This is a genomic window from Roseateles amylovorans (assembly GCF_025398155.2).
GTDB lineage: Bacteria > Pseudomonadota > Gammaproteobacteria > Burkholderiales > Burkholderiaceae_C > Roseateles > Roseateles amylovorans.
In genome coordinates this window covers 2,086,359-2,112,635 of record NZ_CP104562.2, presented here as the reverse complement: position 1 = coordinate 2,112,635, position 26,277 = coordinate 2,086,359, and the positions used below count along the sequence as shown (strand labels likewise).

The 26,277-nt window shown below is 64.4% G+C and carries 23 protein-coding genes; 9 read left to right on the top strand and 14 right to left on the bottom strand.

The window, feature by feature from the left end; translation table 11 throughout:
* Nucleotides 1-32 precede the first annotated feature (32 nt).
* Both N4261_RS09065 and N4261_RS09060 read right to left on the bottom strand, forming a co-directional pair.
* A complete protein-coding gene (locus tag N4261_RS09065; RefSeq protein ID WP_261759832.1) occupies nt 33-1,574 on the bottom strand; it encodes a sugar ABC transporter ATP-binding protein in 1,542 nt (513 codons plus the stop codon).
* The gene (locus N4261_RS09060; RefSeq protein ID WP_261759831.1) at nt 1,571-2,605 is read right to left on the bottom strand and encodes a substrate-binding domain-containing protein; all 1,035 of its coding nucleotides are present in this window, start codon (nt 2,603-2,605) and stop codon (nt 1,571-1,573) included. The genes N4261_RS09065 and N4261_RS09060 overlap by 4 nt, the downstream gene beginning before the upstream one ends.
* A 180-nt stretch (nt 2,606-2,785) precedes the next feature.
* Between N4261_RS09060 and N4261_RS09055 the strand changes: the two genes are divergently transcribed.
* From N4261_RS09055 to N4261_RS09035, 5 genes are all read left to right on the top strand, one after another.
* Complete coding sequence (locus tag N4261_RS09055) at nt 2,786-4,294, top strand: FGGY family carbohydrate kinase (RefSeq protein WP_261759830.1); 1,509 nt, start codon at nt 2,786-2,788, stop codon at nt 4,292-4,294.
* Nucleotides 4,291-6,045 (top strand): glycerol-3-phosphate dehydrogenase/oxidase, encoded by a 1,755-nt coding sequence (locus tag N4261_RS09050; protein ID WP_261759829.1) that lies wholly within the window; start codon nt 4,291-4,293, stop codon nt 6,043-6,045. The genes N4261_RS09055 and N4261_RS09050 overlap by 4 nt, the downstream gene beginning before the upstream one ends.
* A gap of 5 nt (nt 6,046-6,050) precedes the next feature.
* Nucleotides 6,051-6,809 (top strand): GntR family transcriptional regulator, encoded by a 759-nt coding sequence (locus N4261_RS09045; RefSeq protein ID WP_261760659.1) that lies wholly within the window; start codon nt 6,051-6,053, stop codon nt 6,807-6,809.
* 443 nt (nt 6,810-7,252) lie between these two features.
* Nucleotides 7,253-8,131: an RNA ligase family protein gene (locus N4261_RS09040; protein WP_261759828.1), complete on the top strand. Its 879-nt coding sequence runs from the start codon at nt 7,253-7,255 to the stop codon at nt 8,129-8,131.
* Between the two features lie 26 nt (nt 8,132-8,157).
* A complete protein-coding gene (locus N4261_RS09035) occupies nt 8,158-9,330 on the top strand; it encodes an AAA family ATPase (RefSeq protein WP_261759827.1) in 1,173 nt (390 codons plus the stop codon).
* A 536-nt stretch (nt 9,331-9,866) separates the two neighbouring features.
* On the opposite strand, the gene N4261_RS09030 is transcribed toward N4261_RS09035, so the two are convergent.
* From N4261_RS09030 to guaB, 5 genes are all read right to left on the bottom strand, one after another.
* Nucleotides 9,867-11,552 carry an AIPR family protein gene (locus N4261_RS09030; protein ID WP_261759826.1) on the bottom strand — a complete coding sequence of 562 codons (1,686 nt, stop codon included), beginning with the start codon at nt 11,550-11,552 and terminating at the stop codon, nt 9,867-9,869.
* Nucleotides 11,553-11,733: 181 nt separating this feature from the next.
* Entirely contained in the window at nt 11,734-12,060 is a 327-nt protein-coding gene (locus N4261_RS09025) for a hypothetical protein (protein WP_261759825.1), read from the bottom strand.
* 184 nt (nt 12,061-12,244) lie between these two features.
* Nucleotides 12,245-13,849 (bottom strand): glutamine-hydrolyzing GMP synthase, encoded by a 1,605-nt coding sequence (gene guaA, locus N4261_RS09020; protein WP_261759824.1) that lies wholly within the window; start codon nt 13,847-13,849, stop codon nt 12,245-12,247.
* 102 nt (nt 13,850-13,951) lie between these two features.
* The gene (locus N4261_RS09015) at nt 13,952-15,247 is read right to left on the bottom strand and encodes an MFS transporter (RefSeq protein WP_261759823.1); all 1,296 of its coding nucleotides are present in this window, start codon (nt 15,245-15,247) and stop codon (nt 13,952-13,954) included.
* Nucleotides 15,248-15,252: 5 nt separating this feature from the next.
* A complete protein-coding gene (gene guaB, locus N4261_RS09010) occupies nt 15,253-16,725 on the bottom strand; it encodes an IMP dehydrogenase (protein WP_261759822.1) in 1,473 nt (490 codons plus the stop codon).
* Nucleotides 16,726-16,869: 144 nt separating this feature from the next.
* Here guaB and N4261_RS09005 point away from each other — a divergent pair, with 144 nt between their 5' ends.
* Nucleotides 16,870-17,361, top strand: coding sequence for a DUF4124 domain-containing protein (locus tag N4261_RS09005; RefSeq protein WP_261759821.1), 492 nt, complete (start codon nt 16,870-16,872; stop codon nt 17,359-17,361).
* A gap of 41 nt (nt 17,362-17,402) precedes the next feature.
* On the opposite strand, the gene N4261_RS09000 is transcribed toward N4261_RS09005, so the two are convergent.
* Together N4261_RS09000 and N4261_RS08995 are read right to left on the bottom strand one after the other, a co-directional pair.
* Nucleotides 17,403-17,792 carry an RnfH family protein gene (locus tag N4261_RS09000; protein WP_261759820.1) on the bottom strand — a complete coding sequence of 130 codons (390 nt, stop codon included), beginning with the start codon at nt 17,790-17,792 and terminating at the stop codon, nt 17,403-17,405.
* Nucleotides 17,779-18,243 carry a type II toxin-antitoxin system RatA family toxin gene (locus N4261_RS08995; protein ID WP_261759819.1) on the bottom strand — a complete coding sequence of 155 codons (465 nt, stop codon included), beginning with the start codon at nt 18,241-18,243 and terminating at the stop codon, nt 17,779-17,781. The genes N4261_RS09000 and N4261_RS08995 overlap by 14 nt, the downstream gene beginning before the upstream one ends.
* Before the next feature lie 276 nt (nt 18,244-18,519).
* Here N4261_RS08995 and smpB point away from each other — a divergent pair, with 276 nt between their 5' ends.
* Entirely contained in the window at nt 18,520-18,990 is a 471-nt protein-coding gene (gene smpB, locus N4261_RS08990; protein ID WP_261759818.1) for an SsrA-binding protein SmpB, read from the top strand.
* A gap of 2 nt (nt 18,991-18,992) precedes the next feature.
* Here smpB and N4261_RS08985 read toward each other — a convergent pair whose 3' ends face one another.
* Nucleotides 18,993-20,189 (bottom strand): PLP-dependent transferase, encoded by a 1,197-nt coding sequence (locus N4261_RS08985; RefSeq protein WP_261759817.1) that lies wholly within the window; start codon nt 20,187-20,189, stop codon nt 18,993-18,995.
* Between the two features lie 235 nt (nt 20,190-20,424).
* Between N4261_RS08985 and N4261_RS08980 the strand changes: the two genes are divergently transcribed.
* Nucleotides 20,425-21,510 (top strand): hypothetical protein, encoded by a 1,086-nt coding sequence (locus tag N4261_RS08980; RefSeq protein ID WP_261759816.1) that lies wholly within the window; start codon nt 20,425-20,427, stop codon nt 21,508-21,510.
* 9 nt (nt 21,511-21,519) lie between these two features.
* On the opposite strand, the gene rimO is transcribed toward N4261_RS08980, so the two are convergent.
* Nucleotides 21,520-22,926, bottom strand: coding sequence for a 30S ribosomal protein S12 methylthiotransferase RimO (gene rimO, locus N4261_RS08975; RefSeq protein WP_261759815.1), 1,407 nt, complete (start codon nt 22,924-22,926; stop codon nt 21,520-21,522).
* A 46-nt stretch (nt 22,927-22,972) separates the two neighbouring features.
* On the opposite strand from rimO, the gene N4261_RS08970 reads away from it, so the two are divergent.
* On the top strand, nt 22,973-23,536 hold the full coding sequence (locus tag N4261_RS08970) for a DNA cytosine methyltransferase (RefSeq protein WP_354005405.1): 564 nt from the start codon (nt 22,973-22,975) through the stop codon (nt 23,534-23,536).
* 363 nt (nt 23,537-23,899) lie between these two features.
* Here N4261_RS08970 and N4261_RS08965 read toward each other — a convergent pair whose 3' ends face one another.
* The 3 genes from N4261_RS08965 to N4261_RS08955 are packed head-to-tail and all read right to left on the bottom strand — an operon-like array spanning nt 23,900 to nt 26,186.
* Entirely contained in the window at nt 23,900-24,157 is a 258-nt protein-coding gene (locus N4261_RS08965; RefSeq protein WP_261759813.1) for a hypothetical protein, read from the bottom strand.
* Between the two features lie 17 nt (nt 24,158-24,174).
* Nucleotides 24,175-24,699, bottom strand: coding sequence for a hypothetical protein (locus N4261_RS08960; protein ID WP_261759812.1), 525 nt, complete (start codon nt 24,697-24,699; stop codon nt 24,175-24,177).
* Between the two features lie 32 nt (nt 24,700-24,731).
* Entirely contained in the window at nt 24,732-26,186 is a 1,455-nt protein-coding gene (locus N4261_RS08955; protein ID WP_261759811.1) for an ATP-dependent nuclease, read from the bottom strand.
* Between the last annotated feature and the right edge of the window lie 91 nt (nt 26,187-26,277).

Sequence of the window (26,277 nt, the reverse complement as noted above, 5' to 3'; positions counted from 1 at the left end):
CAGCACACCCGCACCAGACAGTGGGACCGTTTTCAGTTTGGACATCTTTGTTGCTCCTGCGCCGTGAAACCCGAGGCCAGGCGCAGCAGCGCCTCCTCGCTCATGTGTTCGGAAGCCAGCTCCCCGGCGATCCGCCCCTCGTGGATCACCAGTGCGCGGTCGCACAGGCCGATGATCTCGGGCAGATCCGAGGAGATGACGATCACGCCCACGCCCTGGCTGACCAGGTCGCGCAGGAGGTGATGGATCTCGGACTTGGCACCCACGTCGACGCCGCGGGTGGGCTCATCCATCAGCAGCACCGCCGGCCGCGTGGCCAGCAGCTTGGCAATGGCCACCTTCTGCTGGTTGCCGCCGGACAGGCCGCCGGTGATCATGTCCACGCTGGCGCAGCGAAGGCGCAGCGCACTGCCCAGTTCGCCGGCCAGGCGGCGCTCCTCCCGCTGGCGCAACAGGCCCCAGCGGGAGCTGACCCGTCCCAGTGCCATGGCCGATACGTTCTGCGCCACCGGCAGCTCCAGGAAGACGCCGGCCGCCTTGCGGTCCTCGCTGAGGTAGGCGATGCCGTGGCGCAGCGCATCCGCATAGCGGCGCAGGCGCAGGGCGCGGCCTCGCAGGCTCACACGGCCGCGCCGCGCACGGCGCAGCCCGCAGACCAGTTCGGCCAGTTCGCTGCGGCCCGCCCCCATCAGGCCGGAGATGCCCAGGATTTCGCCGCGCCGCAGTTGGAAGGAGACCTCGTGCACCCGCACGCCGTCACCCAGGGCCTCCACGTCCAGCAGGCATTCGGGCGGCTCGGCAGCCGGGGCGCACTTGGGCGGGTAATACTGGCTCAGCTCACGGCCCACCATGGCGCGCACCAAGGCGTCGGGCGTGGTCCGGGCCAAGGGGCCGCAGAACACGTCGCGCCCGTCGCGCAGCACGGTGGCACGGTCGCAGTGCTCAAAGATCTCGGCCATGCGATGGCTGATGTAGATGATGCCCAGGCCCCGCAGGCGCAGGTCATGCAACACCCGGAACAGGGCCACGGACTCCGGCTCGGTGAGCGCGGCCGTGGGCTCATCCAGGATCAGCAATTTGCAGTTCAGCGTCAGGGCCTTGGCGATCTCCACCAACTGCTGGCTGGAGATGCCCAGCGCATCCACCCGGGCCCGCGGGTCGATGTGCTGACCGAGTCGGGCCAGCACCGCGGCCGCGCGCTGCTCCAACGCGCGGTAGTCCACCCAGGCGCTGCGGCTGGCATTGATCTCGGCCATGAAGATGTTCTCGGCCACCGTGGCATCGCCGCACAGCGCGATCTCCTGGTGCACCAGGCCGATGCCCAGGCGCATGGCATCGGCCGGCCCGGCGATCTCCACCCGCTGGCCCTCCAACAGGATCTCCCCTTCGTCGGGCGGGTGAATGCCATCGATGATCTTCATCAACGTGGACTTGCCCGCACCGTTCTCTCCGCACAGGGCGTGGATCTCGCCGCGGCGCAGCGAGAAGTCCACACCCGCGAGCGCACGCGCGGCACCGAATCGTTTGACGATGCCGCGCAGCTCCAGCAGCGGCGTGTCCGCGGCTGTGCTCATTCGTTGATGCCCTTCGTGCCGCGACGGCTCAGATACCTGTCCCAGTAGAAGTCGTCGGCATTGGCCTTGCTCACCACCGAGAGCCCGTTGTCCAGGAAAGGCACGGCCATGGGGTTGTTGCCGGCACGACGCGCGTCATTCATCGGGTCGATGAGCTGGGCGTTGCGCGCCAGGAAGAGCAGCATCATGCCCATGTAACCCTGCACGCCCTGGTTGGCATTGATGGCGCCGAACACATCGCCCGACTTGATCATGTCCAGGATCTTGGCGTTGACGTCGCAGCACATCACGCGGATGTTCTTCTTGCTCTCCACCTTGGCCTGGGCGGCGCCCAGGGCCGAATTGGCCTCCGGCATGAAAAGGGCGCCCAGGTTCGGGTTGGCCTGGGCCAGGCTCAAGGTGGCCTGGTAGGCCTTGTTGGGGTCCTGATTGCTGGCCGCGCGACCGACCAGCTTCATGCCGGGGTATTTGCTCTTCATGCGTTGGATGAAGGCGGCGATGCGGCGATCGTGATTGTCCTGGCCGGGGTTCTCCAGCACCGCGTACTCGCCCTTGCCGCCCAGCGCGGCAGCGATCGCATCGGCCGCTTGCATGCCCTCTCGGTCGTTGTCCGAGCTGACGAAGGACACCCGTTTGGAATTGGGTGAATCGGCGGCGAAGGTCACCACCGGAATGCCCATGGACGCGGCGCGGCTGATGGGCTCGATGAAGGGGTCGGGGTTCATCGGGTGCAGCAGGATGCCCGCAGGCTTGCGCGCCAGCTCCTGCTCGAAGGAGGCCACCTGCTTGTTCACGTCGTACTCCGGGGTGCCGCTGTAGCGGGTCTTCACGCCCAGGGTGCGACCCAGCTGCTTCATCATTTCGTAGACCGGAAACCAATACTCGACGCCCGAGACCATCACGTTCATCACGTAGACGTCGTTGGGGTTGCCGCGCAGGCCCTGGCCAGCGGCGGGCAGTTGGGCCAAGGCGCTGCCACCCGCCAGGCCGGTGCCTGCCAGTGCGGCGGTCTTCAGAAACTGTCTCCTCATCGCGTGCTCCTTCTGTGTGATTGGCATGGGCCGACGACCCCGCCATTGAGGCACTCGCCTTGATCAGCCCGACGACGTCTGGCTGTCATGACAACGAAAGAATACATTCGGGGAGACGAAACTTGAAACTAGGGTAAACGCGGCTGACCAAGCGGCCTCAGGTCCGGATGATGTTATGACATGCAAACAGACATTCTCATCGGAGTCGACATGGGCTCCACGGGGCTCAAGGTCCTGGCCTTCGAGTGCGGCAGCGGCGCAACCCTGGCGTGCGCAGGCGGCCCGCTCCACTTCATCCGGCTGCCTGGTGGGGGCTGCGAGCTGGCCGAGGCGCACATCCGGCTCGCCCTGTTCCAGGCCTTGAGGAGCGTGGCCCAGCAGCTCGGACCGCGTGTGCATGAGGTGCGGGCCCTGGGCTGCACCGGTCATGGCGCCGGGCTCTATGCGCTGGACGACGGCAGGCGCTTGCTGCGTGGCGTGGCCGTGGCCTCCACCGATCAGCGTGCCAGCCAACGCGCTCGTGCCCTGGCGGCGGCCTGCGGCGAGGCGCTCTACCAGGAGGTCGGCAGCGGGCCCTGGTCGGGCCAGCCCAGCATGATCGCGGCCGAGCTGATCGAACTGGGTTTGCTGCGCCGGGGCCAGATCCGGCAGTTGCTGTTCGCCAAGGACTTTCTGGGTCTGCTGCTGTGCGGCGAGCTTTGCACCGACTCGAGCGACGCCAGTACAGCCGGTTTGATGAACCTGGATGGTTCGGGCTGGTCACACGCCTCACTGGAGGCAGCCGGCCTGTCCGAACTGGCCGACGCCTTGCCCCCGTTGCGGCCGAGTGCCAGCGTACGCGGCCAGTTGCGTGCCAGCGTGGCGGCCGACTGCGGCCTGCCTGCCGGGCTGCCGGTGGCGGTGGGATGCATCGACCTGCTGGCCTCGCTGCAGGCGGTAGGCGCCCCGGCGCGCGGCGAGGCCGTCGCGGTGCTGGGCACCTGGTGCGTGAATGCGGTGGTGGGCCCGGTCCAGCAACCTCGCCCTGCGCTGGGTGCCCTGGTGAACTTCGGCGAGCCGGGCCGCCTGCTTTGCCTGGAGAACAGCCCCTCCTCCATGGCCAATCTGGGTTGGCTGCTGCGTCAGCTGCAGTTTCCCAATGCTGCGGCGGCACTGGACGCCGCCTTCTCTTTGCCCCTGGGCGCCGAGGGCCTGCGCTACCTGCCCTTCATCAACGGCGGCGGTGACCCGCCCAACGCCAGTGCCGGATTCGTGGGCCTGCAGAGCCACCATCAGCGCGCGCACATGGCGCGCGCCCTGGTCGACGCGGTGATGGCCCAGCACGCGCGCCATCTCAAGCGCCTGGCGGCATGCGGACTGGGTCTGCCGAACCTGGCCGCGGCCCTGGGCGGTGGCGCGCGCGACGCCCGGATGGTGCAACTGATGGCCAACTTTCTGGGCCATGCGGTGGAGCGCTGCGGCGACGACGAGACCGGTGCCCGCGGCGCGGCCCTCGACGCCGCCCGGGCGCTGGGCTGGCGCGATGTGCTGCCCACAGCAACCGAACCCGGCCTGCTGCCGGTGCACTGCACGCGCCTGGAACCCCAGCCCGATGCCACCGGCAGGCACGCTGCCTACCTGGACGGCTTCGAGCAGTTGCTGGCCGCTGCCGCCCCACTCTTCGCCCACCTGGCCGGGAACACGCCATGAATGCCCCTCAGTTGCCTCGTGTGCGTCCGGCCGACATTGCCGGCCGGCATTTCTCCACCGTCATCATCGGCGCCGGCATCAATGGCGTGGGCGTGTTCCGCGATCTGGCCTTGCAGGGTGTCGACTGCCTGATCATCGACAAGGCGGACTTCGCCGCGGGTGCCAGCAGTGCGCCCTCACGGATGATCCACGGCGGCCTGCGCTACCTGGAGCATGGCGACTTCGCCCTGGTGGCCGAGTCCACCCGAGAGCGCAACCGTCTGCTTCGCAATGCGCCGCACCTGGTGCGACCGCTGGAGACCGTTGTCCCGCTGTCCAACCACTTCGGCGGCCTGCTCAGCAGCGCCTTGCGCTTCGTCGGCATCGAGCGCGCCCCGGGCAGCCGCGGCCTGCTGGTGGTGGCCCTGGGCCTGCGGCTCTACGACCTGCTCGGCCGGCGCCAGCGCCAGATGCCCAACCACCGCATCGAGCGACTGGCGCCTGGGGATGTCCAGCTCTTCCGGCCCGGCGTGCGCTGGTGCGCCACCTACTTCGACGCCTGGATCAGCCATCCCGAATGGCTGGTGCTGGAACTGCTGGGCGATGCGCTGCGCGAGCAGCCAGGCAGTGCCGCCATCAACCACTGTCGCCTGCTGGGCAGCGAGGGTCATCAGTTGCGCTTGCGCGATGAGCTCAGTGGCGAAGAGGTCTGCGTCAGCGCCGATTGCGTGGTCAACGCCACCGGTGCCTGGCTGGACCGATCGGCCCAGCAGCTCGGTGGCGCCGACAGTCGCGTGATGGGCACCAAGGGCTCCCACCTGGTGCTGGAGCATGCGGCTCTGCGCCAACAGTTGGGCGGCCGCATGGCCTATTTCGAGGCGGCGGACGGCCGGGTCTGCATCGTCTACCCCTTCCTGGACCGCGTGCTGGTGGGCTCCACCGACATTCCGGTGGATGACCCGGACCAGGTCCGTACCGAGCCCGCCGAGGTGGACTATCTGCTGGCGGTCCTGCGCGAGGTCTTCCCGCGCCTGAGCTTTGGCCGCGAGCAGGTGCTCTACACCTATGTGGGCGTGCGCCCGCTGGCGCGCGCCCGGGCCGACCAGCCGGGCCAGATCTCGCGCGAGCACGCCGTGGTGGTGGAAGCCCCGCATGCCCGGCGAGCCATGCCCCTGGTGGGACTGGTGGGCGGCAAGTGGACCACCTTCCGGGCCCTGGCCGAGCAGGCTTGTGATGCGGTCCTGCAGCAGTTGGGCCGACAGCGCCGCGCCAGCACTTGCGAGCTGCCCATCGGCGGCGGGGCGATCGCCGCAGAACCGCTTCAAGCCGCTCTGCTGGCCGCAGGCCTGGACGCCGCTCGCGCCCATCAGCTGCAGGCCCGCTATGGCAGTGCCGCCCTGCCTCTGGCTCGGCGCTTCCTGGCCGAAGACGGCGACCTGGCGCTCGCGGCCGTGCCGGGCTACTCGGCGGCCGAGCTGCGCTATCTGTGCCGCGAAACGGGTGTGCAACACCTGGCCGACCTGCTGTTGCGACGCACCCTGCTGGCCATACGCGGCCTGGTGGACGACGCCCTGCTGGCTGAACTGGCCGGCGTGGCCGCTGAAGCGTTGGGCTGGGACATCGCCCGGCGTGAGGCCGAATTGCACGCCTGCGCGGCGATACTTCGAGACCAGCATGGCGCCCACCTGGGCCCGCGCCCCGCTTCGGCCGGCGCGGCCAGTGGCGCCAGTGCCTGGCCGCTTGAACCCATCTCCAGCCCCATTCCGACGTGAGCAGCATCAGCCCGACCACCTTCCCCGCCGTGCCGGCCCTGGACCGCAATGCCAGTGCCCCCTTGTGGACCCAGTTCCGCGACGCGCTGCGCGGCAGCATCCTGCGCGGCGAGCTCGCGGTGGGCGAGAAGCTGCCCACCGAGGCTGAGTTCGGCGAGCAGTTCGGCATCTCACGCATCGTGGTGCGGGAGGCCCTGGGCGACCTGGTGCGCACCGGCCTGATCTACAAGATCAAGGGCCAGGGCGCGTTTGTCTCGGCGCGCGAGCGGGATGAGGATTTCGTCTCCACGGTGCTGGGCTTTTCAGACGAGATGGAGCGCAAGGGCCTGAGCGTGCGCACCCAGGTGCTGAGCCAGGAACTGCGCGCGCCCACCGAGGCCGAGGCGCGGGCCCTGGAGCTGGGGCCGCAGGACCAGGTGGTGGCCCTTCGCCGCCTGCGGAGCGTGGACAACGAGCTGCGCCTGCTGGTTCAGACGGCGGTGCCGGCCGACCTCGCCCCGGGCCTGCACCGCATCCGGCTGGAAAACCGCTCGCTCTACGATGTGCTGCGCCGCCAGTACGGCCTGCGCATCTCCCGGGCCGAGCGCTGGATCGATGCGGTCATCCCGGATGTCTCGACCCGCGAGCTGCTGGAGCTGGACGCTCACGAGCCGCTGCTGCGGATCGAGTCCATCGCTTATGGCGTCAACGGCCGGCCGCTGGAGCACTACCAGGCGCAGCATCGTTGTCGCAGCAGCAGACTGCATGTCAAGACAACTACCTAGCTGAAGTCGCACCCTGGCTGGGTTGCAGCAGGTGGTTCACAGCGGGAATGGGGTGGATGCCGGCGGGTGATCGGTAGCGGACGCGAGAGCGGACGGTGTCTGCGACCCGTGGTGGCCGTCGATCAACGGTTGCAGAGCCTCTTGCTCTGACCACGTCACAGCCGCGTTGTTCCGATGACACGCGCCGACTTGCGTCGATGGGGTGCCGTGCATAGACTTCGCCGCCTTCCTTGACCTCCAGCCTCACGGAGCGAATCGTGTCCTGCAACATCGCCGCCCTCTAAGCCGTCGACCGCCATCCGGCTCATGCCTGCCATGAGTTCGGCCGTTGCAGCCGTTCTGCGCGTCCCACCCGCTCACGCCATGCCGGCGGCGGACGCCCGACCCGCCAAGCTCCGCGCACGCACCGTCGTCGGTTCGTTCCATCGAACCAGGAGACGACCATGTCTGCGCACATCGGGTCGACGCCATCCGTCGACCTCCCCATCCAATCCCTGGAGATCCTGAAGTACCCCAGGACTCCGCACATCGAAGGCTCTCGCCTGCAACCTGGCGACGAAGGCCATGAGCACGTGCGCCTCGCCACCCTGGCGGGGTGTCATGCCGTGATCGAAGAGAAACTCGACGGCGCCAACGTCGGCATCTCGTTCAGCAGCGGCGGCGACATGCTGTTGCAGTCCCGTGGTCATTACCTTGTCGGCGGTGGGCGTGAGCGGCAATTCGCGCCGTTCAAACTGTGGGCTTCATCGCACGAATCGCGGCTGCTCGCGCTGCTCGAAGACCGCTATGTGATGTACGGCGAATGGCTGTTTGCCAAGCATTCGGTCAGCTATGACCGTCTGCCGCATTGGTTCTGCGAGTTCGACATCTACGACCGGGTCGAGCAAGCCTTCCTCAGCACACCGCGGCGTCATGAGATGCTTGCGGGCTCGCCCATCGTCAGTGTTCCCGTGCTGCTGACAGGCGCCATGCCGAACAATGTCAATGCGTTACGCGCGCTGGTGAGGCCGTCCCTCGCGAAGACTGCGCAGTGGCGCAGTGCCTTCGAGCAAAGCGTGCGGCGCCAGGATCTGGACCTGCCGCTCGCATGGCAGCAGACCGACAAGTCGGACCTGTCCGAAGGTCTGTACATCAAGGTGGAGAACGCGCGCCAGGTGCTCGGCCGCTACAAGTGGGTGCGCCCGGACTTCGTCCAGACCATCCTCGATTCGGGCTCGCATCACAGCACCCGACCCGTGATCCCCAATGGGCTTGCGCCGGAGGTGGACCTCTACGCGCCGGTGGCTGCCACTGGCTGGGCTTGCTCAGCAGCACGCGGTTGAGCGCCATCCCTGGGAAGGAGAAGAACATGATCTACGAACTGATTCGTGCGCTGTGCCCCGCGGAGGCCGGCGCTGGCTACGACTGGTCTGCTTGCTGCGAGGTCTTCCCGCGTCTGCGTGCACTTGAGACCACGCCGCAGAGCCCGCGCTATCACGCTGAGGGGAATGTCGGCATCCACACGCGACTGGTGCTCGATGCGCTGCTGGGGTGCGATCACTTCCAAGCAACCCGCGGTGCACGGCGCGAAACCCTGTTCCTCGCGGCGTTGCTGCACGACCTCTGCAAGCCCGAAACCACGACCATCGATCCGGTGACCGGCGAGATCGGGCAACCTGGCCATTCGCGCCGCGGGGCCGTGGATGTGCGCGCGCTGCTCTGGCGCGCGGGCGTGCCGTTCGAGCTGCGCGAGGCCGTCTGTCGAATCATCGCGGTGCACCAGGTGCCGTTCTTTGCCTTCGACTCGCGTCGCGGCGAATCACCGGAGTTCATTGCGCGGCGGCTTTCATGGAGCCTGGATCTGTCCGATCTGGTCTGCGTGGCACGCGCCGACATGCGGGGGCGCATCTGCGTCGATCAGCAGGCACGGCTGGACGATATCGCGCTGTTTGAGCAGCTCGCACGCGAGGATGGGTGCTGGGGCACGCCCAGAGAGGCCGCCTCGGCGCACACGCGACTGATGTATGCGCGCGGTGCGGCCGTGCATCTGGACACACCGCTGTTCCAGGTGCAGGGATCGCAGGTCACGGTACTTTGTGGGCTGCCGGCATCGGGCAAGGACAGTTGGGTCGCGCGCCATGCGCGAGGTCTCGAGGTCGTGTCGTTTGACGACGCGAAAGCAGAACTCGGTCTGAAGCACGGCGAGAACGACGGCCTGGCGGCCCATCGCGCGGTCGACAAGGCGAAAGCGCTGCTGCGACGGCAGGAGCCCTTCGTCTGGAACGCCACGCACTTGAGCGAGCAGATGCGCAACAAGACGCTGGACCTGCTCTACGCCTACAACGCCGACGTGAAGCTGGTCTATCTTGAAGTGCCCGCCGACACACTCTTCAGGCGCAATGCGCACCGCGACAGCACACTCAAGCAGAGGGATCTCGAACGCATGTTGCACCGGTGGGAGGTGCCGCTGCCCTGGGAGGCGCACGAAGTGAGCTATCAAGTCGAGTCTGATGAAGGACGAGTGTCGCCGGCGAAGCAGTGAGCCATGGCGTCGGAACTTCAACGGCAAAGTTCCTGACCTTAACCAGGAGCAATGCCGTTGACGACGCCAACTCAGCGGTCACCAGACGCAGATTCATTCGTCGCAATCAACGGATTGCGGGGAAGCCTCACTCCCACTCAATTGTCAATTGGTAAGCCCTGGTCCGGGCGTACAGAGGGCCAAATTGCATCGAGCAAAACCGGCTAACTGACAGCCGGACCGACAATTCGTGGAGTCATCCAATTCGACGCATTGCGGGGTCGGCGGAGCAAAGATCGCAGATCGGTACGCGGCCACTTGCTGGCGGTTTGGCTCGCCCGTTTTGCCGGCCGCCGCGACGGTTGGTTCGCGGCGAATGTCGGTCAGCCACGCCTGCTCTTGGTCGACTTGGTCAGGCAAGGCAAAGCTGTCGCTTTTAAATCCACTTGACCAGTCAGGCCCGGTCGACCTTAGCCCGCGCCGGACTGCGCGGGCACTAGCACTTCGCGACCTCATCTATTCGGAGTTGGCTGCGAAGGACAGGGCGGATTCAAGCTTCAAGCGCAGGCTAGATCGAACACGTTTTTGCTCATCGACGGGTTCTTAAAAAGAACGGCCAGAAATTTACCCGGGTAGTTGGCCTCTATCCCCGCAGCCATCTTCGCGTGCACAATGTCACAATGCGCTTCGATAACTGCCGGATCAAATGCCGCGCCAAAAGAGGCGATCGCTTGAGATAGGTTTCCGCTCCCGTATTTTGCGAACACCGCTGCCGACAGCACTCGGTTCCCGTGCACTAGGGCCCCCCACGCAGGTCCGCTTTTCTTGGTCATCGATGTCTTTTTCTTGTCGATCCAGCGTTCAATCTCACGGTGAACCACTACTGCGTTAAATGCCCTCGCACCACTGACGCCAGCGTTGAACACGGCCTTGTAGGGAGGCTTGGAAAGGTCGACAAAAAAGCGACCAATGCCCGTCTTGAGTTGCACTGCAAGATTTGGCTCACCTGCAGCGCAGGCCAATGCTGTAGTCACCTCAATGAGCTCGCAGGATGTCGCCGTTGCCATGGAGTCTTCGCTTCGAACGAATTGGTAGTCGACGCCCTCGATAGCCATTTCTTGCCGAAGACGACGCTGCTCGGGGTCTTGTGCCACGAAATCGCGAGGCTCCACCCGGTTCTGAAGATTGTTCGTCCGCGTCACCTCATCGCCAAAGCCAGCGGGCGCGGACTTGAGGAGGATCACCCTGAGCGGCACCCGAACCTCTGCCAGTCGATTGTCATCGTCGACTTTTGCAAGCGAGCTAACCGTTTGGGCGCCGTTGACGATCGATGCACCTCTGAACGAAAAGACTCCCGCAGCACGCGACGCGGCCCCAACCGGAGCCTTCAACGCCTCGTTCGATACGAGGGTGATCCCGTTGTTGAAGTACCAAAACTTCTCCGGCGTCGATGTGGCAGTTTGCTTGATCTCGTTGTTGACTTCCGTGCTACCAAGCGAGTGCCGAATGTTGGAGGCGACGAGAGCCTTGCCGTGCGTCTTCCACCATGTCTTCAGCTGGAGCCCATCAATAACTCCGAAGTACGCGGGGAATGGTGTGGCCACGTACGACCAATCAAGCATTGTCGCGTCAACGGAGACGTTGCTCAACAAGGGATCATTCGCCAGGCCGGAATAAACCTCTGCAAGCCCCATTGCTTCAGAGCTTGCAATCGGCTCGGGGTCATCACCGTTCAAGTCCTTGAGCAAGGTCGTCAAAACGGACGTTCCATGCTTCGCGAGAACACTTGCGCCGGTGGAGACTAGAACTAGGTGCACCGACGTTCCCGGGCTCGAGAGCCTCAGTGCGATGTCACTGAACTTCGCGTGCAAACCCGCACGGAAGCCGGTGTTGTCTTGTTCGATGATGTCACGGACGCCCTTGGTAAAGGCGCCGATATCCTTGGCTTCCGGTTCACCGGCGCCCTTGTTTATCCACTTCGATTGAACCAATACGACTCGAAGGTCTGAGGGATCAAAATAGGCAGCGTCAATCCCGTTGTCGTCGCCACCATCCCATACCGACTCGGCAGCCTCTTTTTCTGTGCATCCCGTTTGAATGTAGATCGCAAGGGCCGCAAGACAACGGCTCAAGATCTTGTTCTCTCGTTCCCCGTCGGTCGGTCCGATATCGCTTAGGTCCAAATGGGCCTCGAACAATTGCCGAAGCTTCGCGCGAATCTGGTTCACCTTGATTGCCGACAAGCCGTTCTCCCTTGATCTCGTATGTAGCGGACACTGATCTGCCACTCTAACGCGGATCCTATTCTGCCAAACGCGATACTCGACTTGTCGTCTGATGATCTTTAGATCTCAACCAAGTGGGCAGCGTTCGCGTGCGTCCTCGGCCGCATGAGGCTCAGTCCGGCGGCGTTGGAGGCGGACGCTATTCGGGATTGAATTGCCAATCTGTCTCCTTCTCGTAAAACGTGCCGTCATCATCCTGCACGCGCGCTCCGAGCGCGCCCGCAACCTGCAGCATCTTTTGGTACAGCGCCGTGTCTGGCCACTTTGAGCTCACATTGCCTTGGAACCACTCAAGCCAGGGCTCCTCATGCTTTGACGGCCCGCTCCACACCGCATAGTAGGGGCCGTTCTCGGCATGCAGCGATAGGTCTGGATCAGCCTCGACATGAGCGAGCCATTCTTCAGCTGTGATTTCCGAACCTTCATTCTCGGCCCAGAACTCCGCCCGGGTAATGTGCAGTTCCACGCCCATAATTAATGACGCATTACGTGTTAAGGGGAGATAGAAGCTGTTGCATCACATCGGAGCTGCCGATGTTGATGCTCTCCTGCGCTAAGACTTAATAGTCGGAAAGCCATTCACACGCGTCGGAGCCGGCCCGACGCGTTGTCCAAACACGATCCCATCGCGTTCGGTGAGCCGGGAAGAATCACTCCCACTCAATCGTCGCCGGCGGCTTGCTCGACACGTCGTAGGTCACCCGATTGATGCCGCGCACTTCATTGATGATGCGGCCCGAGCAGCGCTTGAGCAGGCTGTAGGGCAGTTCCGCCCAGTCGGCCGTCATGAAGTCGCTGGTCTGCACCGCGCGCAGGGCGACGACGTAGTCGTAAGTCCGACCATCTCCCATCACGCCCACGCTCTTGACCGGCAGGAACACGGTGAACGCCTGGCTGGTCAGCTCGTACCAGGTCTTGCCGGTCGCCTCGTCCCGCGTGTTGCGGAGTTCCTCGATGAAGATGGCATCGGCACGACGCAGCAGGTCGGCATAGTCCTTCTTCACTTCACCCAGGATGCGCACCCCCAGGCCCGGACCCGGGAACGGGTGGCGATACACCATCTCCGGTGGCAGACCCAGCGCCACACCCAGTTCGCGGACTTCATCCTTGAACAGCTCGCGCAGCGGCTCCAGCAGCTTCAAGCCCAGTTGCTCAGGCAGGCCGCCCACGTTGTGGTGGCTCTTGATCGTGGTGGCCTTCTTGGTCTTGGTGCCGCCGCTCTCCACCACGTCCGGATAAATCGTGCCCTGGGCCAGGAAGGTCGCGCCCTTGTGGCCTTGACCATCGGCCTTGAGCTTCTCGGCCTCCGCCTTGAAGACATCGACGAACAGACCGCCGATGATCTTGCGCTTGCGCTCGGGATCGGTCACACCGGCCAGTTGACCCAGGAAGAGCTCGCTGGCGTCGACTCGGATCACCTTCGCATGCAGCTTGCCCGCGAACATGTCCATGACCATGTCACCTTCGTTCATGCGCAGCAGACCGTGGTCAACGAACACGCAGGTCAGTTGATCGCCGATGGCGCGATGGATCAGCGCCGCGGCGACCGATGAATCCACACCACCCGACAGGCCCAGGATGACTTCCTCATCGCCGACCTGCTCACGAATCCGCTCAACGGCTTCGGTGATGTAGTCGCCCATCACCCAGTCGCCCTTGCAACCGGCGATCTCGCGCACGAAGCGGGTGTAAAGCGCCGCGCCCTGCAGGGTGTGCGTGACTTCGGGATGGAACTGGACGGCGTAATAGCCCTTCTCTTCATTGGCCATGCCGGCGATCGGGCAGCTGGGCGTGGAGGCCATCAGCTTGAAGCCCGGCGGCAGCGCGGTGACCTTGTCACCATGGCTCATCCAGACCTTGAGCATGCCGTGGCCCTCCGGCGTGGCGAAGTCCTGCAGCCCGGACAGCAGACGCGTGTGGCCATGGGCGCGGGCTTCTGCATAGCCGAATTCGCGGTGATCGCTCCATTCGACCTTGCCGCCCAGTTGCACCGCCATCGTCTGCATGCCGTAGCAGATGCCCAGCACCGGAACGCCCAGATCCCACACCGCTTGCGGGGCACGCAGCTCATGGTCTTCGTAGGTCGACGCATGGCTGCCGGACAGGATGATCGCCTTCGGAGCGAAGTCGCGGATGAAGTCGTCGCTGACGTCGTTGGGATGGATCTCGCAGTAGACATGCGCTTCACGCACACGACGTGCGATCAACTGGGTCACCTGGGAGCCGAAGTCGAGGATGAGGACTTTGTCGTGCATGGTCAGCGTCTTGAGAGTCGGAATCGGTGCGAAAAACGGGCCGGTGCCGGCCAACGAGGACAGGCACGGGGCCATCGGAAACGATCAGGAAGCGTCTGGCGATCAGGCCTTCGCCGCGGCAGCCTCCGCCGGCGGCGATTCATGGAAATGGCGCCAGGCAAAGCCCAGCGACACCACCTGCAGCACCGCACACAGATAGAACGGTGCGCCCAGGCGCCAGTCGGTCTTGGGAAGTTCGGCCACCAGCGCCATCAGGCCCAGGCCCAGGATCGGCGACAGCACCGCCATCAGGCTGTTGATCGAGGCCACCGCGCCCATGGTCTCGCCTTGGTTGCGCGCATCGGCCGCATTGGAGATCAGGCTCTGCATGGCCGTCGGCGCGGCAAAGCCCACCACGTTCAAGAAGATGATGGCCACCATCATCCAGCCTTCGGTCGCGAGACCCCAGACCAGGTTGGTCATCACCGAGGAGGACAGGCCGATCAGCACCAGACGGCGCGGCCCCAGCCAGCGCAGCAAGGGCTGCAGCAGCCCGCCCTGCACCACCACCGCCATCAGGCCGACCGCAAAGAGGGACAGCCCGTTCTCACGCGGACCCCAGCCAAACTTGTGCTGGTTGTAGAGCACCCAGCTGGTGTGGATGATCAACTGCGCCAGACCGGAACAGGCAACCACATAGATCAGCGCACCGACGCCGCGCAGGTCGCGCACCCGCGCCAGCGACTTGAGCGGATTGGCCTTGCGCCATTCAAACGGACGGCGATGCTCCGGCGCCAGGGATTCGGGTAGCACGAAAAAGCCGTAGCACCAGTTCAGCAAGGCCAGCACGCCCGCGACATAGAACGGCAGATGCAGGTCGATGCTGCCCAGCAGCCCACCCATCACCGGGCCCAGGATGAAGCCCACACCGAAGGCCGCGCCCAGCAGACCGAAACGCTTGGCGCGATCGGCGGGCGGGGTGATGTCCGCCACATAGGCGTTGGCGACAGCGGCGTTGGCCTGCATCGCGCCGGAGAACAGACGGACCACCACCAGCATCCACAGCGCGTTCGCCATGGCGGTGACGAAGAAGCTCAGAGCCAGTCCGCTGAAACCGATCAGCATCACCTTGCGGCGGCCGAACCGGTCAGACAGCCCGCCCAGGATGGGCGCGCCGAAGAAATTGGCCAGACCGAAGGCAAAGGCCACCGCCAGTTGCGCCAGCGCATGCTGGGTTTCGGTCTGCGTGAAGGTGCCGACCAAGGGCGGCAGCACGGGAATGATCAGGCCGATCGACACCATGTCGATCAGCACCGCGATCAGGATGAACGACATGGCGGCCTTGCGGCCGCCATGTGTTGCGGGGGGGATGGCGGCCCGCAGGCCGCCATCGACATCGGTGGATGCCGAGTCGGTCAAGTGACTCACTCCAGGCGGTAGTTGGGCGCTTCCTTGGTGATCTGCACGTCGTGCACATGGCTTTCGCGGATCCCGGCGGAGGTGATCTCGACGAATTCAGCCCGGTCGTGCATGTCGGCGATGCTGCCGCAACCGCAGTAGCCCATCGACGCGCGCAGGCCACCGGCCATCTGGTAGACGATCGCGATCATCGACCCCTTGTACGGGACACGGCCTTCGATGCCTTCCGGCACCAGCTTGTCCGCATTGGGGTTGGTGGTCTCGTCGTTTTCCTGGAAGTAGCGGTCGGCGGAACCGGCCTTCATCGCGCCGATCGAGCCCATGCCGCGGTAGCTCTTGTAGCTGCGGCCCTGGTAGAGGATGACCTCGCCCGGTGCTTCCTCGGTGCCGGCGAACATGCCGCCCATCATCACCGTGCTGGCGCCTGCGGCGACGGCCTTGGCGATGTCGCCCGAGTAGCGGATGCCGCCGTCCGCGATCAGCGGCACGCCGGTGCCCTTCAGCGCAGTGGCGACATAGTCGATGGCGGTGATCTGGGGCACGCCCACGCCGGCCACGATGCGGGTGGTGCAGATGGAGCCCGGGCCGATGCCGACCTTCACCGCATCCGCCCCGGCCTCGACCAGCGCCAGCGCAGCGGCGCCGGTGGCGATGTTGCCGCCGATGACCTGAACGTCCGGATAGTTGGTCTTGACCCAGCGCACCCGCTCGATCACGCCCGAGCTGTGGCCATGCGCGGTGTCGACCACGATGGCGTCCACGCCGGCGCGAACCAGCAGTTCCACCCGCTCCTCGGTGCCCTCACCCACGCCGACGGCGGCGCCGACGCGCAGCTTGCCCTGCTTGTCGCGGGCGGCATTGGGGAAGTTGGTCTGCTTGGTGATGTCCTTGACGGTCATCAGGCCGCGCAGTTCGAAGGCCTCGTTGACGACCAGCACCCGCTCCAGCTTGTGCTTGTGCATCAGCGCCTTGCCCTCGTCGATCGAGGCGCCTTCCTTGACGGTGATCAGGCGCTCGGCCGGAGTCATGATTTCGCTGACCGGCACATCCATGCGGGTTTCGAAACGCAGATCCCGCCCGGACACGATGCCGACCACCTTCGCGCCCTGCAGCACCGGGAAGCCGGAGATACCGTGGTGTTCGCTCAAGGCCTTGACCTGGCGAACGGTGGTGTCCGGTGTGATGGTGATGGGGTCGCGGAGAACGCCGGACTCGTAACGCTTGACGCGGGCCACTTCGGCGGCCTGCTGCTGAGGCGTCAGGTTCTTGTGGACGATGCCGATGCCGCCTTCCTGGGCGATGGCAATTGCCAGTCGTGCCTCGGTGACGGTGTCCATGGCGGCGGACACAAGGGGAAGGTTCAGGCGAATGCCACGCGTGAATTGAGTGGCAAGGCTGGTGTCGCGCGGCAACACCTGGGAGAACGCCGGCACCAGCAACACATCGTCGAAGGTGAGCGCTTTTCCGAGTAGGCGCATGTGGGAAGCTCCAGACGCAAAGGCGCATTATAGAGAAGTGCGGCGCTACACTTCTCGCCAACAACTTTTTGCAGTCATTTCTACGGGATCCGTTAGCCTGTGAAGTTGACTTGCACTTCCAGAAGCTTCCCGAAGCCTCCCGCCATGACCTCTTTGCGACTTCCCCTGAGCCTGCTGTGCAGCGTCCTGCTGCTGGCACTGGCCCCGTCCGTCCAGGCCCAATGGAAATGGCGCGACGCCCAAGGGCGCGTCCAGTACAGCGATCGCCCGCCTCCCGGCGCCGTGGCGGAAAAGGACATCCTGCAACGCCCCTCGCCCAATGCGGTGCGTGCGATGAGCCCGGCCACGCCCGGGACGACAGCCGCCGCCACCGGCGCCTCGGCGCCCGGCCGGCCGGCCAGCGATGCGTCCTCGCGTGACAAGGTGGAACAGGAACGCAAGGCGGCTGAAGACAAGGTGCGCAAGGAGACCGATGCGGAGAACTGCCGCGTGGCCCAGAACCGCATGCGCATGCTTGAGTCCGGCGTTCGCATGCGCCAGACGGATGACAAGGGTGAATCCAAGGTCGTGGATGACGCCGCGCGCCAGGAACAGACCAAGCAGATGCAGGCGGTGATCGCCGCGTCCTGCAAGTAAGCGTCTCGCCAAGCCGCTGAGGCTTGGCGTTTACCCGGCGCTCAGGCCTTGCGCCCCAATGGCCGATGCCGGGTGACGATGCGCGTGCCCGTCGCCTTGTAGCGCTGGCGCCGCGCTTCCTTCGGGTCGACCGTCAAGGCGCGATAGACCTCCACCCGATCAGCCTGCCGAAGCACCGTGTCCAGCGGCTGCAGGCGCCCCCAGATGCCGACCTTGAGACGGCTGATCGCCTCGGGCTCGAACCATCCGCAGGCCGACAACAGCTGAGCCAGGGTGCAGCCGGGCGTCACGGTCAGCGACTGCTGACGCAACTCACCGCGCACGGGACTCCAGCAGAGCTCGATCTGCAGATCGCCGGGGTCTGTGATGGCCGGCGCCTCAGCGATGGCGGTGCCTTCGACCCTGACGTCGACCGGCTCAGCGAGGGCCATAGACCTGCTCCGCGCGCTTCACGAAGCTGTCGACAAACGTGTTGGCAATGCGATCGAACACCGGACTGACCACCGCCTCCAGCGCAAAGCTGGAAAACGCATAGCGCAGTTCGAATTCGATCTTGCAGGCCTGCGGTTCGCCATCAGTCGGGGCGCCGGGCTTGTGGAGCGGCAGGAATTGCCAGTCCCCGTCCAGCAACGAGAACGGCCCGTCGACCAACTGCATGCGAACGCGTTGGTTGAGCTCATGGGTATTGCGGGTGGTGAAGGCGTGGCGCAGGCCGGCGTAGGCGAGCGACAGGCGGGCGGTCATGCCGTCGTCGTGGCGCTCCAGGACCTCCGCCGCGGCGCACCACGGCAGGAACTCCGGATATCGCTCGACGCCGGTGACCAGGTCGTAGATCTCTCGCGGCGAATACCAGAGGAGGACTGTCTTCCGAACTTGCTTCATGGTGCTTCTTAGAATGGCGGGATTGTATGAGGGCGCTTCGCCCCCACTTGTTTCAACCGGGCCGTTGGCGGACACCGTGAATCGGGTGCTTGCGCACCCAGGCAGAATCAGGTCCTTCCGAGCCGGTTTCCCTCATCCTGTTCGCACTCGTCCTGTTCGCATCGTTCCCGTTCGCCTCGCTCCCTGTCGCATCCGTTGCCGTTGGGCACCGTCTGCGATTCGCTTTCGAACCGCGTCCTACAGGTCGCCCTACCGCGGCATACCGCGCACACCCGCATGTCCATCGCTGAAAACCGTCGCGCCCGATTCGAATACCACATCGAAGAACAATATGAAGCCGGCCTCGTGCTCGAGGGCTGGGAGGTCAAGGCCATCCGTGCGGGACAGGTGCAGTTGCCGGACGGCTATGTGGTGATCCGCGAGGGCGAGCTCTTCCTGATCGGCTGCCGGATCAATCCGCTGCGCACCGCCTCGACCCATGTGCATCCGCAGGCCGACCGCACCAAGAAGCTGCTGATGAGCCGGGCCGACATCCGTCGCCTCATCGGCAAGGTGGAACAGCGCGGCTTCACCCTCATCCCGTTGGACCTGCACTACAAGAACGGTCGGGTGAAGGCCCAGATCGCGCTGGCCAAGGGCAAGGCCCAGCACGACAAGCGCGAGACCGAGAAAAAGCGCGACTGGGAACGCGAAAAGGGCCGACTGATGCGGCACAAGGTCAGCGGCCCGTCCGCCTCCAAGGACTGAGATCAGCCCAATCGGGCCAGGGCCTGCGCCAGATCGGCGCGCAGGTCCTCCACATCTTCCAGGCCGATGGCGAAACGTACCAGCGTGCCACCCTCCTCCGGCGTCCAGGGCAGCGGCAGCGAGCGGCTGTGCGTGAGGTCGTACGGCACCGCCAAACTCATCGGCCCGGCCCATGAATAGCCGATGCCAAAGCACTGCAGCGCGTCCACAAAGGCATCCACCTCGGCCGCCGAATAAGCAGGCTTGAACACCGCCGAGAACAGGCAGCCAGACCCCGCTTCGCTCACCGCCTCCCAGTACGCATGCCCCGGCGACCCCGGCAGCGCCGGATGCAGCACCCGCGCGACAGCGGGCTGCTGCTGCATCCAGCGGGCCAGCGTCAGCGTCGACGCTTCCTGGGCCCGGTAGCGCAACGGCAGGCTGGGCAGGCCGCGAAGCACCAACTCCACATCGTTCGCGCCGACGCCGTAGCCGAGGAATTCGATCATCTCGTCCAGGCGGCGATGCAGACCCGCATCCTGCGTGCAGACCGCCCCCATCAGCACATCGGCACCACCGGAGGCGAACTTGGTGAGCGCCTGCATGGACAGGTCCACGCCCAATCCGGGCGCCAGCTCGAAGGCATTGAAAGCCATGCCGGCGCCCCAGGTGTTGTCCATCGCGGTGGTCACGCCACGGGCCTTGCAGGCGTGCAGCAGGCCGAGCACATCGGGAAACTCCATGGTGATGGAGCCAGCCGCTTCCAGCCAGACCAGCCGGGTCTTTTCGGTCATCAAGGCGCTGAAGGCGGCGGCATCCAGTGGGTCGTAGAAGCGGTGATGGATGCCCAGGCGGGCGAGCAACCGCACGGTCACATGCCGGTTCTGTCCATAGACGTTGTCGGGCAGCAGCACTTCGTCCCCCGGCTTGAGCAGGGCTAGGCTGGTCAGCGTCACGGCGGCCAGGCCGCTGGGCACCAGGACGCAATGCCGAGCCTGCTCCAACGTCGCCATACGGGCCGCCAGGGTCAGGCTGCTGGGTGTGCCCTGCAAGCCGTAGCGGTAGGCGAAGGCGTCACCCGAACGGGGACGGTGCAAGGCCGCCGTGTCCGGAAACAGCACGGTGGAGGCCTTATAGGTGGGAACCGGCACCGCGTCCCATCCCGCAGGAGGTTGGTAGGCGTGGTGGATTTGTTCGGTGGACTTGCCGCGCTTGCTCAAAAAATGCTCCTGAGGATCGATGCCAAGAGAACCGTGCGCTCTCGGAGGCTCAGGTTAACGCAGCGCAGCGAGCCGGCACCGGCGCGAGCGATCCGCACGCCGCCTCCGTCGGGCGCGTTTGCGCACCGTCGAATCGGACAGGTTCAATTGCTGGCCGAGGTTGTCGGTTGAATGATTTTCGTCCGACACCCACTGAGCGTGACCGTCGCCAGCGACACATGAAGGAGCACCGCTCATGCCCAATCCCATCACCAGTCTCTTCAGCCAAGGCACCCATGTCCACTTGGGTGCGTCAGGCCAGACGATCCGGCTGAACAACCAGGAACAACGCGAACTGGAACGACTGGAGCGCAAGGTCAGCACGATCACCCAGGCGTTGATAGACACGGCCCTGCTGGCCCATCCGCAGCTCAAGGGCATGGACAGCCTCCCCCGCCTGGCCATGGAGGCGCTGACTCAGGATTTTCTCGGGTGGTTCCTCTCGGTCGACCCTGACCAGATGGCGGACGACCACGAGATGCAGCACATGCCGACGATCCTGCCGGAGCTGGCGGACATCCTGCGTCAGCTCTCCCCCGGCGAGGCACGCCTGATTCGCGACGGCCTTTGCCAAGGCAACCAACTGTGGGGCATGGTGTGCAAGCTGTCACCGTCTCCGGCGCTCGACCCCCATGCCAAGGTTCGCACACCGGCGTACGACGCCATGCGCAGCCGCTACCTGTGCTGGGTCAATGCGGTCAACCGCGAACTGCAGGCGACCGCTGACAGCAGTACCGGCAGCACCAGCACCGGCACCACGGCAGCCGCCCGCCCCACCCCGGCGCGCCGGACGCTGGATCCGCTGCTGCTGGAAGCGGCTCGGGAGATCCGCATGCCTCACCAGTGGGGAGGCTTGGGCGGCGACATTGCGCCGCATGTGCTGCCTTACCTGAAGGGATGGCCCGCAGGGCGCGGGCTGGAGATCCAGAATCAGGACGGTTTCGCGCCGTCTCTGTTCAGCAACGGAAAGGCCTCGGGCAAGCCACCGGTGACCCTCTGTTTGGATGACGTCACAGGCCACTACTGCGCCGTCGTCAATGGCCGCAAGGTCCCGACACCCTTCAATGGAGACTGCCTCTACCGGGCCGTGTTGGTGGCGCTGGACCCGGCAGACCGCCAAGCGCTGATGCAAAGCATTGGCGCAGACGATCGGGACACGTTCAGCGACGACACCTTCCTCAAGCTGCGCGAAGCCACTGCCCGCCAGCTCGAGTCAGGCGCGTCCCGCTTCACGCCGACGCTGCAGTTGATCCAGATCGTGGGGCAGCCCGCCCCGCGTTGAGCATTCCGCTCAGATCGGCAGCGCGATCAAGTCGTGGCCCTCAACGGCCACGATGCGCGCGCGAGTGAACTCACCGACGCGCAACTGCTTGCTGGCCTTTTCCGGCGGCAGCAGGCGAACCGTGCCGTCGATCTCGGGCGCGTCGGCATAGGAGCGACCCACGCCGCCCTTGCGGCCGAGCGCGGGTGCGCTGTCGACCAGCACCTGCATCGTCGCGCCGATGCGGCGTTGCAGCTTCGCGATCGACACCTCTTCGGCCACGGCCATGAAGCGCGCGCGGCGGGCTTCGCGGACGTCATCGGGCAGCGCGCCTTCCAGCGCATTGGCTGGCGCGCCGTCGATCGGCGAATAGGCGAAGCAGCCGGCGCGATCGATCTGCGCCTCACGCATGAAGTCGAGCAGGTATTGGAATTCTTCTTCGGTCTCGCCGGGGAAGCCGGCGATGAAGGTCGAGCGGATCACCAGCTCGGGACAGATCTCGCGCCAGCGCTGGATGCGCTCCAGGTTCCGCTCGCCGTTGGCGGGGCGCTTCATGCGCTTGAGCACATCGGGATGGGCGTGCTGGAACGGGACGTCGAGGTAGGGCAGGATCAGGCCTTGCGCCATCATCGGCAGGACCTCGTCCACATGCGGATAGGGGTAGACGTAGTGCAGACGCACCCAGGCGCCGTAGGGCTTGGCGATCTCGCCAAGCTGTGCGACCAGATCGAACATCCGGGTCTTGACCGGCTTGCCGTCCCAGAAGCCGGTGCGGTATTTGACGTCCACGCCGTAAGCGCTGGTGTCCTGGCTGATGACCAGCAACTCCTTCACACCGGACTCGAACAGGGCCTTGGCTTCCGACAGCACATCGCCGATCGGGCGGGAGACCAAGTCACCGCGCATGCTGGGGATGATGCAGAAGGAGCAGCGATGGTTGCAGCCTTCGCTGATCTTCAGATAGGCGTAGTGCTTGGGCGTGAGCTTGATGCCGGCCACGCCGCGGGCCTCTGGGACCAGGTCGATGAACGGGTCATGCGGCTTGGGCACATGGGTGTGGACGGCGTCCATCACCTCCTGGGTCGCATGCGGGCCGGTGACGGCGAGCACGCTGGGGTGCATCTCACGCACCAGGTTGTCGCTGCTGGCGCCGGCCTTCGCGCCCAGGCAACCGGTCACGATCACCTTGCCGTTCTCGGCCAGGGCTTCGCCGATGGTGTCCAGGCTTTCCTTGACGGCGTCATCGATGAAGCCGCAGGTGTTGACGATCACCAGGTCGGCGCCGGCGAAGGTCTTGGAGGTTTCATAGCCTTCGGCGCGCAGCTGGGTCAGGATGAGTTCGGAGTCGGTCAGCGCCTTGGGGCAGCCGAGCGAGACGAAACCGATCTTGGGAGCGGCCTTGGAGGCCTCGGCGGGGGTGTAAGTTGTTGATTCCATTTGACTTCCGCCGGGCGAACTGGCTGGTGGGCTGGGGCGGGATTGTATGCGAGAGCATCAACCCGGTGCAGCGCAATGCCGAATGGCCAGCGGCAGGCTTCACGGTGCTCGGGGCTTCGGGATGAACACGGGGGACCAATCGCAGGCAATTGTCGAGGCGCACGCCGGTGGGGCGCCCGACGGGCGCCCGCATCAAGATGCACTCCGCTCCACTGCCTGGGCTGTGGTGACCTGCGCTGAGGTTCACCGCCCGCAGGTTGCCGCCATCGAGAACGTCAGGGAGTTCGCCAACTGGTCCCTTTACCCTGCATGGTGCGGCGCCATGCATGCATTGGGTTACGCACTCGCCCCGATGGTGCTTGATGCCGCCGACCACGGTGTCCCTCAACATTGGCAACGTCTCGTCATCGTCGCGACCCGAAGCCGCCACCCCATTGAGCTGAAACTGCCCCGTCGCGAGCGTCGAGCTGCGGCGGACTGCATTGACATGGACGCTGGGCGCTGGAGCCCGATCCAGAAGGTCGGGCGCAGCACTCGCACCCTTGCGCGGATCGCTTCTGGCCGACCGCGATTCGGCGACAGGGCTCCGCCGCCAAGGGGTCAAGATTGATCCGGTACGCCTCCGCTCCATCGAGCCGATGTTCGGCATCCTGTCGTTGGAGCGTAGCTGTTACAACGGGCGTGACAGCCGGGGCAAGCAGGTGTGCATCCTGATGCCAGTGGGTAGTGGCCTCACCCCCATGTAGAGCTGCTGAGCGCTCGGGTCGTTCGCATAGAGAAGCGAGGGTTTTGATCGCTGGCACGGAAGAAGAATGGAACCGGAAGCGGGTGCACAACGTATGCGCGGACATTGTGGGCCTGGCCCATTGGCCCAAGCGAGCCAGCTCCAACCGCGCTGAGGCGGCACGCGGCGGATGCCAGAGCCAATGAATTTCTTGCTGAGATCACCGCACTCGCATAGTGCCGTCGAACTTCAGCTAACCGTGTAACGCGTTTCCGCAATCACCTTGCCAGCAAGGTCGTTTTGAATGGCGTAAATGGTTCGACGAAAGCCTTTGACCGCCGTGTGGTCGCGCACAGTGATTGACCCCACCTTGGCGCCGTCAGGACCGATGACCGAGTAGGACTCGATGTCCTCCTCTCCCATGAAACCTGAGGTGCGAGAACCTTCATGCTTCAGTTGTTCGCCCTCGTTCAGAACAATCTGCGTCTTCCAATGGTCTGCTTGCATATATTTTCTCCAAGTGCTTAGCTGGCGTCTCTTTCTAATTCCCTTATACGTCTGATGACGGGTGAATCTGGCTTTGATTTGGAGACAATCTTGAGGTGCTTATTGATTTGCCGAATGCCGGACTCTTCCAGAATAATATGCTTCGCCGTCTTGTAGCTCCTGTGAAGCACGGCAATCTCCGCAGCCCGCTCAGTCTCGTCCTCAATATCCTGTATACCCTCAGCTCCCATGAGCATCGCAACTGAGTTTGCCGCCACTTCAGAATCTATATAAAGCGCGTTTTCGTCCGTGTATTCAGCGATGGCTAGGATTGCTTCAGAGATGGCTGCATGCCGCTCCTCCTTGGTGAGGCTTTCGCTGCTCATGACATCCGAAGCCACTGCGTGCCCGCTCTGCACCAACGCCATGAGCCCTTCGTAAATCTCAAGGCGCCGCTCGAAGATCTTCTGCGAGTAAGCGTCTATCAGATTGCGCCGCCGAAAATGCTCGGCCAGCAGTGCCCCGATCAGAACACCCACAAGCCCAATAAGTGCTGTGTCCATTGCACTCCCTCGCCCTTGGATTGAGTTGAGAATCAGGGCAGTCGCGTCTGAATTCCAGCCACTATCGGCTGGTAAGCCGCATTTCCAATAGCGTCCAAGTACGCGCGCACCGCCAAAGTTGCCATGAAGTCTGGCAACGTGCTGGTCTGTGCGGCCAAGATCTTGGTGAAGTCGTGATGATTGTCCACCTGATGCTGCGTGAAGATGTGCGCGACATCGATGCCAAACTCGTCGGCAAGTCGCGCTTGCACTTCCGCCCGCATATAAACCTCTCGCTCGGGAGGCATGGTTCCGGGAAAGGAAAACAGACCATTTTGTGGATCGGGTCCGACATCAGCGTCCCGCACTGCGGCGAACGGCCGCTTGATGCGCGCCATTAACAGCGCTCCGGAGCGAACGGCTTTGGTATTGCCGACTTCAAAGATCTCGATGCATGCCAGCAACGGAGGATCGACGCGGCGGATCATTTCTGTAAGCAGCAGCTTAGCGAACGTATCCTCCACCAGAACGCTCAAGTCGCGGTGGTGCCCGCCGGTGAGGATCGACTTCGCGCGGGCGGCGGACATTTGTGGAAAGGCCGCCACTCCCGCGGCGTCGCGTAGCAACATTACTCGTGCGTCGGCCGGCAACGCGTCGAGGATGATGCTTGAATGCGTGGTGAGGATGACTTGGTGGTGCCGCCGATGGCAGACGTCTACTAAGTATTTCGCGAGCTCATGCTGCGCGTTGCCATGCAGAGATGTTTCGGGCTCTTCGATGACAAACAGACTTTGCTCCGGCGAATGCTCCATCAGGTCCACCAAATACAGCGTTCGCCCCTCGCCAAAGCCCATGTTGTTCTCGGAGTACTGGGCGCCAAATCGCTGGGCCACCCCGAGTTCTCCGGAGCGCTGTCCGTGCGTGATGCCTTGGAAGTGCATGGCGTCGTACTGCTGCCCCAGAATTCGTCCCACGCGCTCTCGCACACCTTCGGGGATTGGCCGCTGCGGTCCGAGAGTGAGCTGCTGGCTGCGGTACATGCTCAGGTCGCGCTGCTCGACCTTCGGAATGTAGATGGTGAAACCAATGTAGTAGCAACTACGTTCAGGTTGACGCTTATAGCCGGACCACTCCTTGGCCGCTCGCGCTACGGTCAGTGTTTGGGGTGCTACCGGATCTGTAGTGTTGTACTCAAATACCACAGAGGAGTCGGGTCCGAATGGGTTTGGATCCGCGACCGACGCGGGGAAGAAGTCCCGGACATAGAAGCGCTTGATCTCGGTGACCGTTGATGGTTTTCGGTATGCGCCTAGGCACAATTGCCCAACCGTGCTCTTTCCCGCGCCGTTAAGGCCGGAAATCGCAGTGATCGGGTATAGCAAATCCACCTTAAGATCGTGGACCCCCCGAAAGCCGCGGATATGCACCGACTTCAGCGACGGGCCGAAGTTGGCATATCGATTCTGGGGAAGATACTTGGCCTGCAATCCGGCACGAAGATCCGGCATGTAGTCACCTATAGACGCAACCGCTTAAGAGCAGCCCATTCTTTCACAAATAGTGAACCAGATTGGACATGGGAGGCATTCCTACCTTAGT